A 17,562-nucleotide genomic window follows, 5' to 3' on the forward strand; every position below is an offset into this window, starting at 1 on the left:
ACTTCGTTTTTTTTGTTTTTTAAGAACAGATTCTTATAGTAAGTTGTGTTTAGCTATAATCTGTCCTTAACTAGTAATATCAGGAACTACTTATGCTCTTTTGTTCTATGGATTGTAGCCATGTAAATCTACTCCCTGTAGGATTAGAGAATAAGTATTTTATCCGAGCATTCGACTGGAAATGGAATAGAGCGTAGTGCAGTCAACTTTCAAAACGAGCCTTATTTTGCTTAGTACGCTTCTTGCGTGCGCCACTCATGTGTCAGCAGCCTCCTATCAGCCAAAGCCTCAAACTTGTCGTGCCGATGGCGGGTTCAAAATAGTTAACTCTGTTGGTTCTGTTGCTAGCTTGCGACTAGGTAAAAATTACGAGCAGGGTGAGGGTGTTAATAGAGATATTAATCAAGCATTTGAATGGTACTGTAATGCGGCAATGCAAAAAAATGCCGACGCACAGCTCAAGACTGCTTTGCTTTTATTAGAAGGCAAAGGTATTAAAAGAGACGTTAGCAAAGGAATGTACTGGCTAAACACTGCAGCTAATAATGGCAGTCACGATGCTGAGTTAGCATTAGGGATTTTGTTAGTCGATACAGACGCTATTCGCAGTGCGGTTCTCTTTAAGCGAGCTGCTGCAGGCGGTAATTTATATGCGAATCATCGCCTTGCAGAGCTCTATTATTATGGAATGGGAGTGCCCCAGAACTACCGTAAAGCTCAAGAGTTATCTGAACTTGGCGTAGCTGCTGGGTTTGAGAAAAGTAAAGAGCTGCTAACACGGATACAGATAAAGCAGACTTCAGGGGTGTTTAAATCGCAAGAGCCTGTGCCTTCTGTTGAATCAGTCGCTCTCATTAAACAGCCACCTGCGCTTAAAGAAGAGTCACAAAAAAGTAACAGTTTATTGCAGAGTTTTTTGGCCATCCTGCCGTCACTGCCTAATTTTAATACTGAATCGTCAACGGCGGGTGGTAATGAGGTAACTGTTATTACCTCTGAAGCAAGCTCTGTTTCCGTACAGCAAGTAAAGCAGGTCGACGTTGCCTTAGTTAACCCAGTAATAGTTAAGCCATCTGTTGTTAGAGAGGCTACAGTGATAACGGCTGCGCCACCTATAGTGAATGTTGTTACTTTAAATAAGTCCGTTGCTGAAAATAAAGTTGTTCCAGGTAAAATAGTGACAGAAAATGGAGGAGGCTTAAGTAAGAAAGAGCCTTCTTTACACAAAGAGCTAGAAGATCAGTTGGTAAAAGCAGCAAATAAAGAGCAGGGTGAAACTCACAGTGCAATTGCTAATGAGTCTGTGAATAAACGAATTAAGCTAACTCAGCCTGCAGTTGTAGTGAAAAATTCTTCAGCGGTGAATAAATCAAGAGTCGTTGATGTGATCCAGCCTACGGCTCAAAAGGCTGGCTCAAAAGTATCTGAAGCAAATATTACAAGCTTGGTACGTGGTTCTGAGTGGGTTAATAAGCAGCCGGATATGCGTTATGCTATCCAGCTTGTGCAAGCCAGCCAGCTTAGTGGGATTGTGAAATTCATTAAGAAACATGAATTGGATGATAGTTCATATTACATCCATGCATTACAGGATGGCCAGTACCGCTACATATTGCTGTATGGCAACTACCCGAATAACCGAACAAGTAAAAAAATAGCAAAAACATTGCCGGATGCGGTTCAAAAGGCAGGCTATTGGATCAGAACCTTTGGTGATTTGCGTCGTAGTTATACAATAAGCCCTTAAGCTGTTTCCCTGGAGATTTTATGGGTGGCAGCGTTGTACACTCCATACAAAAAACCTCAACTCTCCTGATAGCGATAGTCGTGCTGTCTATGATGGCTGTGCTTGTTTATCAGAGCAATGACATGGCCCAGCGCTCTATCAACATAAAAGAACGCGAAATACAGTTGGCGTCGTTAGTTAAAGTTTTAGAGCTGTCTGTTGTTAAGCTTCAATATAACCTAGCAGATTTTCGATCGATTAAGGGTTCTCAAAATTGGGATACGCGTTTAAATACGGCTGCTGAGACGGCGCTTGATTTTCGTATTGCAGCACAAAAGATGCGTATGCAAGATAGCGAGCATGCGTTTTTGTACGATTCTTTATTACCTACTTTTCATGAGTTTTATAGAGTGGGGTTACACATGGCTCGGGCCTATATTGATGGCGGGCCAGAGGTTGCAGTTCTTTTTTCCGGCCAGTTTGGTGTGACAGCTAATGCCATGAATGTAAAAGTAGGTGCTATCGCTAAGCGCTTGCAGTTAAGTACTGAAAAGAGCCTTGCTGAGTCGGCTTTTGCCGCGCGAATTCATGTTTGGACTTGTATCGTTTTTGGCGTTGTTTTTATATTGCTTCTAGTACGCTGTGGTTTGTTTTTTTGGAAGCGGTGGGTTACGCCTGTTAATCAGCTCGGTGATTCCCTGTCATCGTTGACTGCTGATATACAAAAGAACCGCATCAATGCTCCGTTAGCAAAACCTAATGATTTTACCAATGAGAGCATCGCTAAGGTTTATACCGCTATTGATGACCTAATGTCACATTATGATGAAAAGCTAGGTAGTTTGCAGCTAGAGCTGCAGTCTTTGGCGTTTGTACGCCAAGCACTCGATGCTTCGCATGCTTGTGTTATGTTGACTGATGAGCGTTTTACCATCTTGTATGCGAATAGTTCATTGGTTCAGCTTTTTCAAAATCAACGTAAGGCTTTCGTAGCAGAATTTGGTGAGCTTGATTCTGTTAGTTTAGTAGGGAAGCAGTTAGATCTATTTCGTCGTAACCCAGAAAAGCGTGCAGCAGTGTTAGGACGCTTATCTCATCGTATGCGGGCTCGTATTCCTGTGTCTAACCGTATGATGACGCTGGTGGTTACGTTACTCGAAGGTGCGGGAAGCTCGCCCGGCTTTTTGATTGAGTGGCAAGACGTTACGCATGAATTTAAAGTTGAGCAGCAGATAAAGTTATTGGTGGCGTCTGCCGCTAAAGGCGACTTATCTAAACGCGTTTCCACTGACTCTTTAAAAGAACTTGCCCCACGCTCATTTCTTGGTCATGTGAGTCGTGAACTAAATGAGCTTATGGAAATCGCCACTCTGGCTGTGGATGAGGTGCAAGGTTCTTTATGCTCGCTTATTGAGGGCCATACAGAGGGTAGCGTTGAAAGTGAGCTGCCTGGCAGGTTTGGTGAACTTTCTGAGAGTGTCAGTGTGTTATCTGATCATTTAAATATACTGTTAATAGAGAAAAAAGAGCTTTCTAAGTGGGCTGCTTTTAATGCTCAGAGTGTTTTTAAGGTTTCTCGAGAGTTACAAGGTAATGCTCAACAGCAGTCTGGATCAGTTGGTCCTGTTTGTTTTGAAGCTGAAAAGTTATTAGCCCTGACTCAAAAAGTAAAAAAATCAGCGCTTTCGCTTAATAGCGGAATTAACCAAGCTGAGTTAAAGGCGCAGCAGGCAAGGCAATTCATAGAACGGCTTGTTGAGTCGTATCAGCAAATGAATAAGTCCAATGTAAACATTACTGATGCGGTTGATATGGTCGAGCAAGTAGCATTTCAAGCAAACTTGCTGGCGTTAAATGCCGCTGTTGAAGCTGCGCGAGCAGGAGAGCAAGGAAAAAGCTTTGCGGTAGTTGCATCAGAAGTGAGAGTTCAAGCTATGCGTGCTGCTAAAGCTGCAGCTGATATCAAATCTTATGTTAATAGTAATATTGAGCACGTAGAAAGTGGTATTGAAAATGCAGATGCTTGGAGCTCCTCTATTCTTGAATTGTTATCAATATTCTCTGTTGCAGAAAGTGATGAGTTTAGTCGCTCGTTATCGGAGCAGCTAGAAGGTGTTGAGCAGTTAAAAGGGTCGGTTAGTAATATGGGCTCTTTAGTGGATCAAAATAGAACCTTGATAGAGTCTTTGTCAGATTCTGCAGAGTCAATGAAGTACCAATCTGAGCGTTTAAAATACTTACATGAATAGCGCGAGGGCGTGAGTTAAGTTTCGTATTTATTAAATGAGAAAGGAGCCTTGTAGGCTCCTTTTTTTATTTTGCGCTGTTAACTGGTCAATCAGTGCGATTGCTTGTTATTTATATCAAGTTGTATATAAAAACTGTGGCTACAGCGGCAGGCGTGATAAAGCGCAATATAAACATAAAGATCTTGAAGCCGAAGCCATTGTGTATATCTAATTGGTTTTCAATAGCCTGTTTATTCATAAACCAACCGACAAAGATGGCAATGAATAGGCCGCCCAATGGCATCATTAAGTTAGCTGTCACGTAATCAAGTAGGTCAAAGATAGTTTTATTTTCAAATACTGGAATAAAATTAAGAGGGTGCACGTCTGCCCACTCATTGAATGACAGGATTGTAAATAAGCCTAAGACCCAGATTGATATGCCGCCAATTAGCGTGCCTGATAAACGGCCAATACCTTTTTGTTCTTCTAGCCACTCTACTACCGGCTCAAGCAGCGATATGGCAGAGGTTACCGCTGCGACAACGAGCAGTGCAAAAAACAGCGTTCCGAAAAGTACGCCGCCTGTCATTTGCCCGAAGGCAAGAGGAAGTGTTTGGAAAATCAACCCAGGGCCAGATCCTGGCTCAAGGCCGTTTGCGAACACTAACGGGAAGATAGCTAGGCCTGCTAATAGAGCCACTGCGGTATCGACGACAGAAACAGCAACGGCTGTTTTAACGATGGAGACATTTTTAGGAAGATAAGAGCCATATGCCATCATGACACCCATGCCAAGGCTTAAGGTAAAGAAGGCATGCCCAAGTGCCGTTAAAACGCCCTCGGTAGTTAATTTAGAGAAGTCTGGTTGAAATAGAAAAGCGAAGCCTTGTGCAAAATCGCCGCTGCTTAATGCGTAGCCAACCATTACTAGTAATAGAATAAAAAGTATTGGCATCAAGATGTTGATGGCTTTTTCCATGCCAGAGCGAATACCGCCAGCAACAATAGTGATAACCAGCACCATAAAGACAGAGTGCCAGATTAGTAGTGTCCACGGGTCAGAAAGTAAGCCGCCAAATAATGCACCAATACTATCGGCGTTACTGCCTGTGAAAATACCCCCTGCAGATTGGCCAACGTAGGATAATGCCCATCCGCCGATGACCGAGTAGAAAGAAAGAATCAAGAACGATGCTGTAATTCCCAGCCAGCCTATCCAGGTCCAGCGTGATGATAGACCGTCACGTTGAGTCAGCATGCGTAAGGAGTTGATAGGGCTGCGTCCGCCGCGGCGACCAATCATTACTTCTGCAATCATGATCGGCATACCGATAAGCGCTATGCACAGTAGGTATACCAATACAAAAGCACCGCCACCGTTTTCGCCCGTGATATAAGGGAATTTCCAGATGTTACCAAGGCCTACAGCAGATCCACTGGCGGCTAAAATAAAGGCAAGGCGCGAAGACCACATAGGGCTGTCTTTACGCGCTTCGCTAACAGAAGCGTCTTCCGTGTAGGTTTGACTAGTTTGTGTCACGACTTTTTCTCCACTAATTTATTTTTATTGTGTTTTTGTTTTTTTATACCGTTATCTTCTTTGGAAGCGTTCTTCTGCCAGCGTATTGGCGATCAAGCCCGTAGGTAGGTTGCTGGTATCGCTGCGCAGAAATATTTCATTCAATGTGTCTGCAATGCTTTCTATATGTTGTGATACCTTTTGTGGTGTGTGGCCAACGCGATCATAGAAGATGTCGATAATGCCACCGGCATTAATAGCAAAGTCAGGTGCGTATAAAATCCCGCGCTCTTTCAGCATCATGTCATGTCGTGATGCTGCTAATTGGTTGTTAGAGGCACCTGCAATAACTGACGCTTTAATATTGGGTATGCTGTCGTCATTAAGGACTGCGCCTAATGCGCAGGGCGCTAGTACGTCAACATCAAGGGTTAGAATTTCTTTTGACGAGACAGCAGTAGCACCTAGTTGCTTGACTGCTTTGTCAACATATTCTTGATGAATGTCGTTCACATAAAGCGTCGCGCCTGCTTCGCGTAAGTGCTCAGCGAGGCGATAACCAACATTTCCTACACCTTGAATAGCGACGGATAAGCCTTTTAGGCTGTCTGTTCCTAAGCGATGTTTTACTGCAGCTTTTAGGCCAATAAAAGTACCATAAGCTGTGGCGGGTGACGGGTCTCCGTTTGATAGCTGCCCATCAATACCTGGGCGTTCGGTAATACCCGCAACATACTCTGTGTTACGGCTCATGACTTTAAGATCAGGGACGCTGGTGCCTGAGTCTTCAGCTGCTATATAACGGCCGCCGATGCTTTCTAGGCAGCGGCCCATCATCTCAAGTAGGGCTTCGGTTTTATGCTGGCGTGGATTGCCAATAATGACAGACTTTCCGCCTCCTAATGCAAGGTTCGCCAATGCTGATTTATAAGTCATCCCTTTAGATAAGCGTAAAGCGTCTGTTAGCGCTTCTTCATCAGAGGCATAGTCCCACATGCGGCAGCCGCCAAGAGCAGGGCCGCGGTTGGAGTTGTGTACAGCGACAATAGCTTTTAGACCGGAAGCTTCGTCGTGGAAAAAGTTAACTTGCTCATGGTGATCAAATTCAATGTGGCTAAAAACTGACATATTTACCTCGTATCCTTAACTGTTTTTTTAGTACTCAGGCTTGTGCGCTAATTAGATCAACCTTGCTGTTTTTTTCTGTTTGCAGCTCTGTATGTAATGCTTGACGTTTAGCCTTGGCTTTAAGGTAGTTTTCTTCTTTTACTGGGCCATATCCTCGAATCATGCCGGGGATCTCTGCTAGTTGTTGGGCTGCGCTGTAGTTGAAATTGTGGCCGTCACTGGTATTCAGCGCTTTTTCTATCAGGTTTATATCGGTTTCATAGTCACGAATGATCTGTTTTTCTAAGCGGCGGTCTTCGCTCCATGCAAAGATGTCCATAGGCGTGCCACGTAGGCTTTTCATCCGCGCGAGCAAGCGGAAGACGGGTAAGATTTTTTGGCTGAAAACACGTTTTCTTGGCCGTCCTGTGTGCTTGTCTTTTCGAGCAATAAGTGGCGGGGCAAGGTTAAACTCTAGCGTAAAGCCTCCTTCGAACTGTTCTTCTAATTGATGTTTGAATGCTTCAGAGGTTAGCTGTCGAGCAACTTCATATTCATCTTTATAGGCAAGTACTTTGCTATAGTTTTCTGCAATAGCGCGGCTTATGTGAGTTTTTTTGGTGTGCTTTTTTTCGGTGCGGCTAAATTGTGAAAGACGCTTATGATAGCGTTGCGCAAGCGCTGCATTTTGGTATTGCGTTAGGTGTAAGAGCTCTTTCTCTATTTGCTCTTCTAAAGAGGGTAGCATGCGAACCATTTGTACTGTCGGAGCAGGCTTAACGACTTGTGTGACATTATCTAAATCGTGAGCAGCGCAACGGCCCCATAAAAAAGCCTTGAGATTGGTATCAACAGACGCACCGTTGAGCTTGATCGCTTCTTCTATTGATTCACGGCTTAAAGGTAATAGACCTTTCTGACAGGCATAACCAATTGTGAAGAGGTTTACTGCCATACCGTCGCCCATTAGGTCTGTTGCTAGTTGGGTAGCGTCAAAGCAGAAGGTGCCTTCAGGGCGCGCTGTTGCTTCAATAACAGCTTGCATCTCTTTATTTGGCACTTGCAGGTCAGGATCGCGGGTAAAAGCAGCTGGCATAGTGTCGTGGTTATTAACAATCGCAAAGCTACGTTTGCTGTCTAGCTTACCGAGAGCTTCTTCGCTGGCACCGACCATGAGATCAAAGCCTATCAGCAGATCTGTTTCGCCTGCAGGGATACGTACTGTGTGTAGTTGCGCTTGTGTAGGTGCAATGCGAATGTGGCTCATAACGGCGCCAAATTTTTGTGCCAGACCGATTTGATCGAGTACACCAACTCCTTTTTCTTCTAAATGCGCAGCCATGCCCAGTAATGCACTGACGGTTACTACACCGGTTCCGCCTACACCTGTCAGTAGAATGTTGTAAGGTTTGTTGATGGCTGCTGTAATTGGTTCTGGTAAGTTCTCTGCTGGAGGTGTTGCATTCAAACCTGCGGCTTTTCGTAAAGTTCCGCCTTTAACGGTAACAAAGCTTGGACAAAAACCACGGATGCAGCTGAAGTCTTTGTTGCATGATGACTGGTCTATTTGACGTTTGCGGCCGCGTTCAGTCTGTTTGGGTAGCACTGATAAGCAGTTTGATTGCACACCGCAGTCGCCGCAGCCTTCACATATTTCGCTGTTAATAACGACGCGTTTTTCAGGGTCAGACATTTGGCCGCGTTTACGGCGTCGGCGTTTTTCAGCGGCGCAAGTTTGATCATAGATAAGAGCGGTGCAGCCCTGGGTTTCGCGAAACTCGCGTTGAACGGCATCTAAATCATCACGATGGTGGAAGGTGACGCCATCGGCGAAGTCTGCTCGGCTCGTGTATTTGTATGGCTCATCACTGACAATAGCCAAGCGGCGAACACCTTCACCAAAGAGTTGGTGGGTGATTTGTTGGACAGTTAGCTGTCCATCTACGGGTTGGCCACCGGTCATAGCAACCGCATCGTTGTAGAGGATTTTGTAGGTGATATTCACTTCAGCAGCCACCGAGGCGCGTATTGCGAGTAGCCCCGAATGGAAGTAAGTTCCATCACCTAAGTTTTGGAAAACATGTTGATTGTTAGTAAAAGGTGCTTGGCCAATCCAGGTAGCGCCTTCGCCGCCCATTTGAGTAAAAGTTTCAGTGCCACGGTCCATCCAAGTAGCCATATAGTGGCAGCCTATGCCGCCTAAAGCTTTGCTGCCTTCAGGTACGCGAGTCGATGTATTGTGCGGGCATCCCGAGCAAAAATGCGGGGTGCGTTCTACCAGTGAGCGTGGTTGGGCAAGTTCGGCTTCTTTGGCGCATAGAAATGCTAAGCGTGATGCAACCTGTTCACTTTGGTAAAAAGGCGCAATGCGCGAAGCGATAGCTCTGGCAATCATTGCAGGCGTAAGTTCGCCCAGTGTTGTTAGTAACTCTTGGCCATTCTCATCGCGCTTGCCAACAATCCTTGGGCGGGCATCGTCCTGCCAGCTATATAAGTAATCTTTAATCTGATCTTCAATGATGCCGCGTTTTTCTTCAATTAACAGCAGTTCGGGGGCGTCTTTGGCGAACTCTCTAATACCTACGGGCTCTAGTGGCCAAACCATACCTACCTTATAGAGTTTGATGCCTAGTTCGCTGGCTTTCTCGTGAGTGATGCTCAGATCATCCAGTGCTTGGAGTACATCCATGTAAGATTTACCAGTCGTGACAATACCTAAGCGCGGTGCTTGGCTGGTAATTACTGTCTTATCTAGCTGGTTAATACGGCAGAATTCTTGTGCAGCTTTTAGCTTATAGGTATGTAAACGGGCTTCTTGTTGCATTGGCTTATCTGGCCAGCGAGCGTTAATGCCTTCAGGAGGTAATTCAAAATCATCAGGGGTTTTTATATTGATGCGGTCCAAGTCTAGGTCTGCAGATACTGATGAATCGAGTAGTTCTGCTAATGTCTTAAAGCCAACCCAGCAGCCACTAAAGCGAGACATCGCCCAGCCATACAAGCCAAAATCCAACATTTCCTGAATGCCTGAAGGATAAAGCACAGGTATCATCGCATCGACAAAAGCGTAGTCGCTCTGATGGGGGAGTGTTGAGGATTTGCAGGCGTGGTCATCTCCAGCTACGGCCAGTACGCCGCCAAATTGCGAGGAGCCAAATGCATTGGCATGCTTTAGTACATCTCCAGTGCGATCAACACCAGGGCCTTTTCCGTACCATAAACCAAATACACCATCATATTTAGCACCCTCAAATACATTAACTTGCTGAGAACCCCAAACGGATGTCGCACCTAGGTCTTCATTGATACCTGGCTGGAAAAAGATATTATGTGTTGCTAGGTATTTTTTTGCTTGCCACAGTGTTTTGTCAAAACCGCCTAGAGGGGAGCCGCGATACCCTGAGATGAACCCTGCAGTGTTCAACCCTTGCAACTTATCGCGCTGTGCTTGCAGCATGGGTAAGCGTGCTAAGGCTTGGCTGCCTGTTAGGTAAACGCGTCCAGAATCTAATTCCCACTTATCATTGAGTGTTACATCTTTCATGGGTGTACTCCCTTTATACGGAAACATCACACATCAATTCGTATTTTGCAGGGCTGTATTGCGCTTGCTTGGTGATTAGCAAGTGAAACAACCAGAGCTAACGCCTGAATTGACGAATGACGTTTCTTAGACCTTGATTAAGGTCAAAATCAAAAAAGAAACGATCAAAAGCCGAAAGCAGCCAGACGTTAAGAAAAAAGTGTTTGGTTCGATATATTTCGAGAGCTAATTACTAAACACGAGCTGAGTCGAGACTCTGCTTGATTAGAGATCTTTGATGAAAATGTGAATAGTGCTTTGCAAGGATGGCAAGCAGAGTGATGCGGTTGGGTTGTCATTTTAATACCTCAAACAAATACTGGATCTCAGTACTAGTTCACTTATTGTTATTTTTATCCGGCCTGTAGGCAGGTTTATATTTGCTGCTCTTGTGAAGCATTGGATGCAAAGATAGGTGATCTTTTAATCAAGGTCAATAGCTATGAACACGGGATAACCTAAAAGAAAAAGCTATTGAGTTTGCTGGGCGGTATCTTTCCGGTTGTTCCGAAAAGTTCCGATGATGTTGTAGAGCGCATTCTCGCATCAACAAAGTTTCGACTAATACGGATAAGTGAAGCCCGTATTAGTCGAAGCTTTAAAATTAATTTTACTTATAAAATGCCTACTCTTCTAATTGAAACGGCGTTGCCGTGATTCAATTAAAATAGCTGTGACTATTTATATTCTTCATATCGACCTGGCGCGATAATGTGTTGAGGGTCGATGGCATGTTTAAATTTTGCTATTACATCAGAGTAGGCCGGTTCTGCTTTTGGTAATTTCCCCATAGCATGCGTCGATAGTCGGTAGGGGTAATACCCTTTATCAATTAGCTTTTCTAAGAGTTCATCGTGACACTTGAGTGCTCGTTCTTCTTCTTCTGGAAAATCACGATCATAAGCAATGGCGATAACGCTATCGATACAACGTTGGGTCAATAGTGTCATGGAAATTGCCGGATCAAAACCAAAGCTTAATAATGTTGTTTCTATTATTTCTTCAAGAGCACTCGCGTGTTCACCAGTCATAGGGGCTATCGGTGCCAACCATAATAAACCACAGCGGTCCTTGTTTGGATCAGCTTGGTCTGGTGCGGGTGCGGGGTGTTTTTTTCGCCAATAGGTACTCGGTATAAATGTATTGCTAGGCACTCCGCGTTTAAGGTTAATAACAGGTATTATCATTTCTAACGCTTTCTCTAAATCAATACCGGTAATCCATTGGTAGGGGCGTGCGATGTAGCTTGCGATTTTAAGGGTTCGATCGTCAATAAAATGAAGTTTTTTAGAGGGTATGTGGCGCAACGCTCTTTTAAGTTTTTTGCGTGCAAGTGCAACTTCTGCGCGTGTGCCATAAAGGGCTCCAGATGCGTTCCATCCGCCGACGTTTTTTTCCTTACTTTTTTTCGCGAGCCAGTCTCTGGGTAGAGGAGTGATGTTGTTTACTTCATGCCATGGGTATTGTCCGAAGGCCGAAATGGCTTTATCGGCATTAACAATATGCATAGCACTTTTAACGGTGCCATCTAAGCGTAAAGGCCTAAGAGAGTCTACTAAATTTGGCAGTTCAACTTTGTCCACGCTACAAAAAAAGGCTTGTGAATACTCGGGAGCGGGCATTAACCAAATAGTCATTTGGGTAACAATGCCAAAATTAGATTGGCTGAAAATTCCGTCAAGGTATGCACCAACCCCCCAGTGATATACTTCAGAAGCTTGGGCATTTGGGAAACGACCAAAACCAGTATGGAAACATTCTCCGTTGGCTAGTACTACTTCTAATCCTGATACTTTACTGAAATGATCGCCGTATTCTGTATGTCCAAACCCACGTTCTAGTGTATTACCAATAATACTACACTCAGCAGAGGCTCCGGTTGCATCCATCCATAAATCGGCATGTTCTGATTGAAGAAATTCATAAAGCTGTTTTTGCGTTACACCAGGTTCAAGTGTTACATATGCCAGCTCTTTACTTAGTTTGATAATACGATTCATTGAGCTGAGATCTACAATGACACATCCGTCTGTTACGGGTACGCTTGAGCCATATCCCCAGTTTTTTCCTGTGCTGATTGGGTATAGAGGGGTGTTATATTGGTTGGCTATTTTTGTAATCTGCTGTACTTGTTCTCTATTTGTCGGCTTTAGTATGGCTGAGATACGCTGTTCTGTTTCGTATGTTGCTGTTTCATATTGTTCTAGTGTTTTTTGGTCTGTAATGATTTGGTTTGGCGTTAGGATCTGGGCCCACTGCTCAAGAGATTTTTCTATAAAGAGGGACATCAGTGTCTCCGATATTTATTATCTTTTAGTACAGTATTCCACTACTCGATTGTTTTGGGTAGTTCGTTTAATGTTTTATAGATGATTTTGAGTGGGAAGGGATGGTGGCGTGGTGTGATGAAAATGCTAGTGTTGGAGTTTGCATATCGTTAGATTAAGCCCATTGCGAGCTATAAGTTTAAAAAAAATGAAAAACCCGGCATGTACCGGGTTTGTTGTCTTTTGTCAGGTTCTTTGTGTTGCAGGCTTATGGCCTCTGGCATTTTCACCAGAACGTTGTCCATCTCTATGGCCCGGTTTAGGTTTCTTTGGGCGTTTAGGATGTGCTGGGCGCTGTAAGCGAGATGTTGGCAATGCATTGACTGGTTTAAATCCTTGGATCTCTTTGCGTTCTAGAAGAGCGCCAGTCAATCGTTCAATAGCAGCAAGCAGCTTGAACTCATCTGCACAGACAAGCGAAATAGCTTGCCCCGTGGCGCCTGCGCGGCCTGTGCGTCCAATACGATGCACGTAATCTTCTGCAACGTTAGGTAGGTCGTAATTTACAACCTGTGGTAGCTGATCTATATCAAGTCCGCGGGCTGCGATATCAGTGGCTACAAGTACTTGAATTGAGTAGTCCTTAAAGTCGGCCAAAGCTCTGGTGCGTGCCCCTTGGCTTTTGTTGCCATGAATGGCTGCAGACTTGATTTTGGCTGCTTCTAATTGCTTCGTTAACTTATTAGCACCATGCTTTGTTTTGGTGAAAACAAGCACTTGGCTCCATTGATGTTCTTTTATTAGCTGTATAAGCAGAGCAGCTTTTCTGTTTTTATCAACAGGAGAGACCCATTGTTCTACTGTTGTTGCCGTTGTATTGCGTGGACTGACTGAGATCTCAACAGGGTTATTAACTAAACCTTTTGCGAGGCTGCGGATCTCGTCAGAGAAGGTCGCTGAAAACATTAAATTTTGGCGCTTCTTGGGTAACAAGGCAATGATTTTGCGAATGTCATTGATGAAACCCATATCGAGCATTCGGTCGGCTTCGTCAAGAATTAGTACTTCGAGTTGGTCAAATTTAACTGCTTTCTGGTTGTATAGGTCCATGAGGCGGCCAGGAGTTGCAACAAGTATATCGACTCCTTTACGCAATCTCATCATTTGCGGGTTTATCTTAACGCCGCCAAAAACAACGGTGGAGTGTAGAGGTAAGTTTTTACCGTACATCTCAACACTTTCGCTTACCTGTGCAGCCAGCTCTCTTGTTGGTGTGAGAACCAATGCGCGAACTTGGTTTGAGCGAGGGCGGTTGCCCTTAGATAGCAGCTCCAGCAGGGGTAATGTAAAGCCTGCTGTTTTACCTGTGCCTGTTTGTGCGGCGGCCATGACATCTTTGCCTTCGAGTACGGCTGGTATTGCCTGGGCTTGGATGGGAGATGGCGTGGTGTAACCTTTTTCAGCAACAGCTTCTAGTAAAGGTGCGGATAGGCCCAGGGAGGCAAAGCTCATAGATTATCTCTTGTTGGTGTTTTACAGATTGGTTTACAGATTGTTTCCACTTTAAAAAGCGGTGCTGAAGCTTACAGGATCTGCAGCTTGAGTGCTATTAAATCCTAGCCAGGCCCTGAGTAATTGTGGCTCTAGGTATTACAAGAGAAGCTCATCAATAAAGCAGCCCGCCCATGGGGTAAAATCCATTACAGTAAGTAATGCCTATATTATGGGTAGCTAAATCTGTAGCCAGCGAGAAACCAACAACAAATGTAATATTATAGGAACAGGTGCAATGAGGTTTGCTCGGGGGGTAAATCGAAGTACTATATACAAGCCACCCTAAATCAATTGAACTTGCTGTTAATTTATCCTCAAATTACCAGTCGTAGGCAATTGATTTGCTGTTAATCCGGCATCACTCCGGCTGCGATAAAAACGATTTTGATCGGTCATATCTGGAACACGTCTCTCCGGATCAAAACTGAATTGTCCCGTTGGCTCTACAAAAATATTCCCAGAGACCCTGACTGAGTCTACAGAAGTTCGCCATGTAAATAGCTGTGTAGATCCATATTTTGCTGAACGCTCATCGGAGGATCGATCACGGTCTATCACAATCCAGTTGCCAGTCAATGACACTCTGGAAGGCTGTGCTGAATCGCCGCATGCCTTGGATTCAGTACCAACACTAATAAGATCAATATTGTCGGCATTTGCTCCATGCTGCAGCACGCTATCTTTTATTTCTAGCTTTCCTCCACAAGGAAAGTCGATTGTACGGGAGTGATACCCATTCAAACCGGCAATAACACTTCCCTCTATCAAAGTATCTACCGCACGGCTTTTGACGATATGCCCATCACCAAATGGCCGGCGTATTATTGAGTTACGAATAACGACCCGATCAATAGATCCAGCATAAAAACCATGGCCTAATGTCGATGACTTATCTTTCCAGCCAGTATTCTCGATGAGGCTATCTTCTAAAATTAACTCGCCTCCACGATTATCTGTAAGAACCCCAATAACGGTACGGTCAATATGAGCACGTTTCACGACCAAGTTGAAATCTCGTCCTTCTGCTTTTATACCCGCGCAGTTGCCACGTTGGCAGTTTGCCTTCACACCTTCACCATGAAAGTCCTCAATCACCACGCGGCAATGATTACAGGAAACATTGATAATTCCTTTGGAGTTAGCAATGCCTCTGAGAGAAACGCCTTTCAGCCCCAATGTTAGTGATTTATTGACAAATAAACCTTGAGGATAAATACCTGGCGGGATAATTATTTTACTGCCCGGTTTTGCATTATTGATCAGCTTCTGAGCATCATGCTTTGAATACTCGGAGTACTTTGGCTTATTCGGGTGTTTATAGGCCCAAACTCCCGTTTCATGGGTGGATAGGCCAATAAACAGCTCTTCCTTCTCTAAATAGACCCATTTGCCGTAGACACGGTGGTCCCCTTTTAATGGGCCGTTAACTCCCCAAGGTAGTGTTCTCCATACTTTATCGCCATCTGGATCAAATACAGACACATCAGCAGTGCCATTCCAAGAATAGAGCTTTCCGTCGTTTGCTATTGCAAGCGATTTCCCATTGGGAAAACCTGTTTTATATTTCCTTAAAAATTTGCCGGTGCTGCTTGAAAAAGCTAATAACGCTGTGCTGTGCAATGACCATACGATATCTCTCTTTTTATCGAATACTTTTGTTCCATCACCCCAGTCAGCCTGTGAAGTAAAAGGTTTGAGTGAGGATAAATCAGCTACCTTTGGCGCATATTTTTGAGTACGAAAACTGGACCCAAAAACAATGTCTCCATTCGAAAGTTGTGCGGTTGCCGGATAACCTTGTTGTATTTTTTTTTCCCGAAGTTCATTGGCATTAAAAACCCTCCTCCAAGTCAAAGCGGGAACCCCGTTTCTCGACTTATACAAATCGGGATTAAATTCATACCAGCCGAAAGTGGTGGCTCTGTTCCCCAATATTGTTGGACTATTTTTAAACTTGTCCTCTATGTCCTCAAAACAAGACCCGTTTGCTGCCCCCATGACATACAAGAATAGAGTTCTTGTTTGGGCGCTGTATATCAATCCATCATAATTATGGGCACTAGCTGGCACAGTGCGAAAATCGGGCACCCAGCATAGGCGTCGCCATGGCTTTTTTTTCCTTACATTGTAGTCTGTTAATACATACAGTTTATCGAGAGGTGATGAATCAGTCAGCCTTGACCACTTGCCTAGACTTAAATCGAATTCGTAAACCTCATTGCCTCCATAATCAGCATGGCCGCCCCCCATAAAATAAAAGTTGTACCTAGCTGAATCAAAGGCAGCACTATTCCATGCTTGCAGAACCGATCGCGGCCCAACCACCATATGTGTTTTATTTTCAACTTTGGGGGGCCACGCTGCAGATATGGAAGGGTGTTGCTGGTTGGAGCGAATCTCACACCAGCCGCCGAGCTGAGATTCTAGTTTTTTAGAGCACTCATTCAGGTTTCCGCCCTTCACTGTAGGATAGAGCTTCGTAGAAAAATCGACAGCCCAAGTTATCTTTGTAATCGATAACAATATAGCCAATAGAAAAATAAAACGCATAACCACTTCCTGAAAGGTGCAATTAAGATAATGAGTGACGGGCTCAGTAGTCGCCTGATGGGAGTGCTGCAAAATTGTCCTCTCGTTTGCTACCGAGGCTGTCTCTGATTTCAGTCTATCCATAGCGCATTAGCACTGCCTAGAGTATATTTCCTAGCTGCAAAACGGTACCACATCAATTTCTAGTGAGGTATTAAACCTCAAGTTTTAAATGTTTTTTTGCTGCTTTAAGCACTTCTGGGTCGGCTTCTGGAGGAGAGAGGTTTATATCCTTTTCCAGTGCTTTAACAACGGTTTTAAGGACTTTTATGCGCGCATACCATTTATGGTTAGCGGCAATAGGGTGCCAAGGTGATGAGGTTGTTGAGGTCTCTTCAAACATTTGATTGATAGCTTTGTCGTATTCAGGCCAGCGTTGACGGTTTCTGATGTCTTCTTCGGTTAGCTTCCAGCGTTTGATAGGGTTGCTGAGTCGTTCGGCAAATCGTTTGAGTTGCTCTTTGGGTGATATGTGCATGAATATTTTTATGATTCTTGCATCGTCATCAGTTAATAAGCGTTCAAATTCGTTGATCTCTTGATACGCCCGTTGCCACTGATTCTCTTCAGCAAAGCCCTCAACTCTTTCTACTAATACACGGCCATACCATGAGCGATCAAATATAGCGATTTCGCCAGGGGCGGGTAGACGTGTTTGGAAACGATAAAGGTAATGTTTACCTTGTTCTTCTTTTTCAGGTGCGCCAATAGGGTGTACTTGGAAGCCGCGAGGGTCGAGTCGCTCTGTTAGTCGGCGAATAGCCCCGCCTTTGCCACTGGCGTCCCAGCCTTCAAAAACAATGATGGCGCGCTTGTTAGTGTGAAAGTAAGCCTGCTGGACATAAAGAAGTCTTTGTTGCCATTTTTTAAGGTTTTTTTCATATTTGCTTTTGGAGGCAATAGTGGACTTCTTAAAAGAAAGCGATGAAAGGGTAGGGATATTTTTTTCTAAATTTATTTCGGATGGTTGCTGCATTGCTATCTCA

9 protein-coding genes are annotated in these 17,562 nt (G+C 44.3%); 2 read left to right on the forward strand and 7 right to left on the reverse strand.

The window, feature by feature from the left end:
• Positions 1–196 precede the first annotated feature (196 nt).
• Together G511_RS0108530 and G511_RS0108535 are read left to right on the forward strand one after the other, a co-directional pair.
• Entirely contained in the window at positions 197–1,747 is a 1,551-nt protein-coding gene (locus tag G511_RS0108530; RefSeq protein WP_028469267.1) for an SEL1-like repeat protein, read from the forward strand.
• Positions 1,748–1,767: 20 nt separating this feature from the next.
• On the forward strand, positions 1,768–3,975 hold the full coding sequence (locus tag G511_RS0108535; protein WP_028469268.1) for a methyl-accepting chemotaxis protein: 2,208 nt from the start codon (positions 1,768–1,770) through the stop codon (positions 3,973–3,975).
• 109 nt (positions 3,976–4,084) lie between these two features.
• Here the strand turns inward: G511_RS0108535 and G511_RS0108540 are convergent, their stop codons facing one another.
• From G511_RS0108540 to G511_RS0108570, 7 genes are all read right to left on the reverse strand, one after another.
• Positions 4,085–5,431 carry a sodium-dependent transporter gene (locus G511_RS0108540; RefSeq protein ID WP_051221762.1) on the reverse strand — a complete coding sequence of 449 codons (1,347 nt, stop codon included), beginning with the start codon at positions 5,429–5,431 and terminating at the stop codon, positions 4,085–4,087.
• Positions 5,432–5,548: 117 nt separating this feature from the next.
• A complete protein-coding gene (locus G511_RS0108545) occupies positions 5,549–6,604 on the reverse strand; it encodes a Leu/Phe/Val dehydrogenase (protein ID WP_028469270.1) in 1,056 nt (351 codons plus the stop codon).
• Between the two features lie 34 nt (positions 6,605–6,638).
• A complete protein-coding gene (locus G511_RS0108550; RefSeq protein ID WP_028469271.1) occupies positions 6,639–10,127 on the reverse strand; it encodes an indolepyruvate ferredoxin oxidoreductase family protein in 3,489 nt (1,162 codons plus the stop codon).
• A gap of 716 nt (positions 10,128–10,843) precedes the next feature.
• The gene (locus tag G511_RS0108555; protein WP_036551690.1) at positions 10,844–12,454 is read right to left on the reverse strand and encodes an FAD-binding oxidoreductase; all 1,611 of its coding nucleotides are present in this window, start codon (positions 12,452–12,454) and stop codon (positions 10,844–10,846) included.
• Positions 12,455–12,679: 225 nt separating this feature from the next.
• Positions 12,680–13,945, reverse strand: a complete 1,266-nt coding sequence (locus G511_RS22260; protein WP_036551691.1) for a DEAD/DEAH box helicase — start codon at positions 13,943–13,945, stop codon at positions 12,680–12,682.
• A 345-nt stretch (positions 13,946–14,290) separates the two neighbouring features.
• The gene (locus G511_RS0108565; RefSeq protein WP_156905180.1) at positions 14,291–16,537 is read right to left on the reverse strand and encodes a right-handed parallel beta-helix repeat-containing protein; all 2,247 of its coding nucleotides are present in this window, start codon (positions 16,535–16,537) and stop codon (positions 14,291–14,293) included.
• Between the two features lie 193 nt (positions 16,538–16,730).
• Positions 16,731–17,552, reverse strand: a complete 822-nt coding sequence (locus G511_RS0108570; protein ID WP_028469274.1) for a polyphosphate kinase 2 family protein — start codon at positions 17,550–17,552, stop codon at positions 16,731–16,733.
• Positions 17,553–17,562 lie beyond the last annotated feature (10 nt).

This window comes from Neptunomonas japonica DSM 18939 (assembly GCF_000422765.1).
Taxonomy (GTDB): domain Bacteria; phylum Pseudomonadota; class Gammaproteobacteria; order Pseudomonadales; family Balneatricaceae; genus Neptunomonas; species Neptunomonas japonica.

Excerpts from the sequence above, each read along its gene's own strand:
- G511_RS0108535 (WP_028469268.1), top strand. The coding sequence starts at position 1,768 with ATGGGTGGCAGCGTTGTACACTCCATACAAAAAACCTCAACTCTCCTG.
- G511_RS22260 (WP_036551691.1), bottom strand. The coding sequence starts at position 13,945 with ATGAGCTTTGCCTCCCTGGGCCTATCCGCACCTTTACTAGAAGCTGTT.
- G511_RS0108545 (WP_028469270.1), bottom strand. The coding sequence starts at position 6,604 with ATGTCAGTTTTTAGCCACATTGAATTTGATCACCATGAGCAAGTTAAC.
- G511_RS0108550 (WP_028469271.1), bottom strand. The coding sequence starts at position 10,127 with ATGAAAGATGTAACACTCAATGATAAGTGGGAATTAGATTCTGGACGC.
- G511_RS0108555 (WP_036551690.1), bottom strand. The coding sequence starts at position 12,454 with ATGTCCCTCTTTATAGAAAAATCTCTTGAGCAGTGGGCCCAGATCCTA.
- G511_RS0108565 (WP_156905180.1), bottom strand. The coding sequence starts at position 16,537 with ATGCGTTTTATTTTTCTATTGGCTATATTGTTATCGATTACAAAGATA.
- G511_RS0108540 (WP_051221762.1), bottom strand. The coding sequence starts at position 5,431 with ATGTGGTCTTCGCGCCTTGCCTTTATTTTAGCCGCCAGTGGATCTGCT.
- G511_RS0108570 (WP_028469274.1), bottom strand. The coding sequence starts at position 17,552 with ATGCAGCAACCATCCGAAATAAATTTAGAAAAAAATATCCCTACCCTT.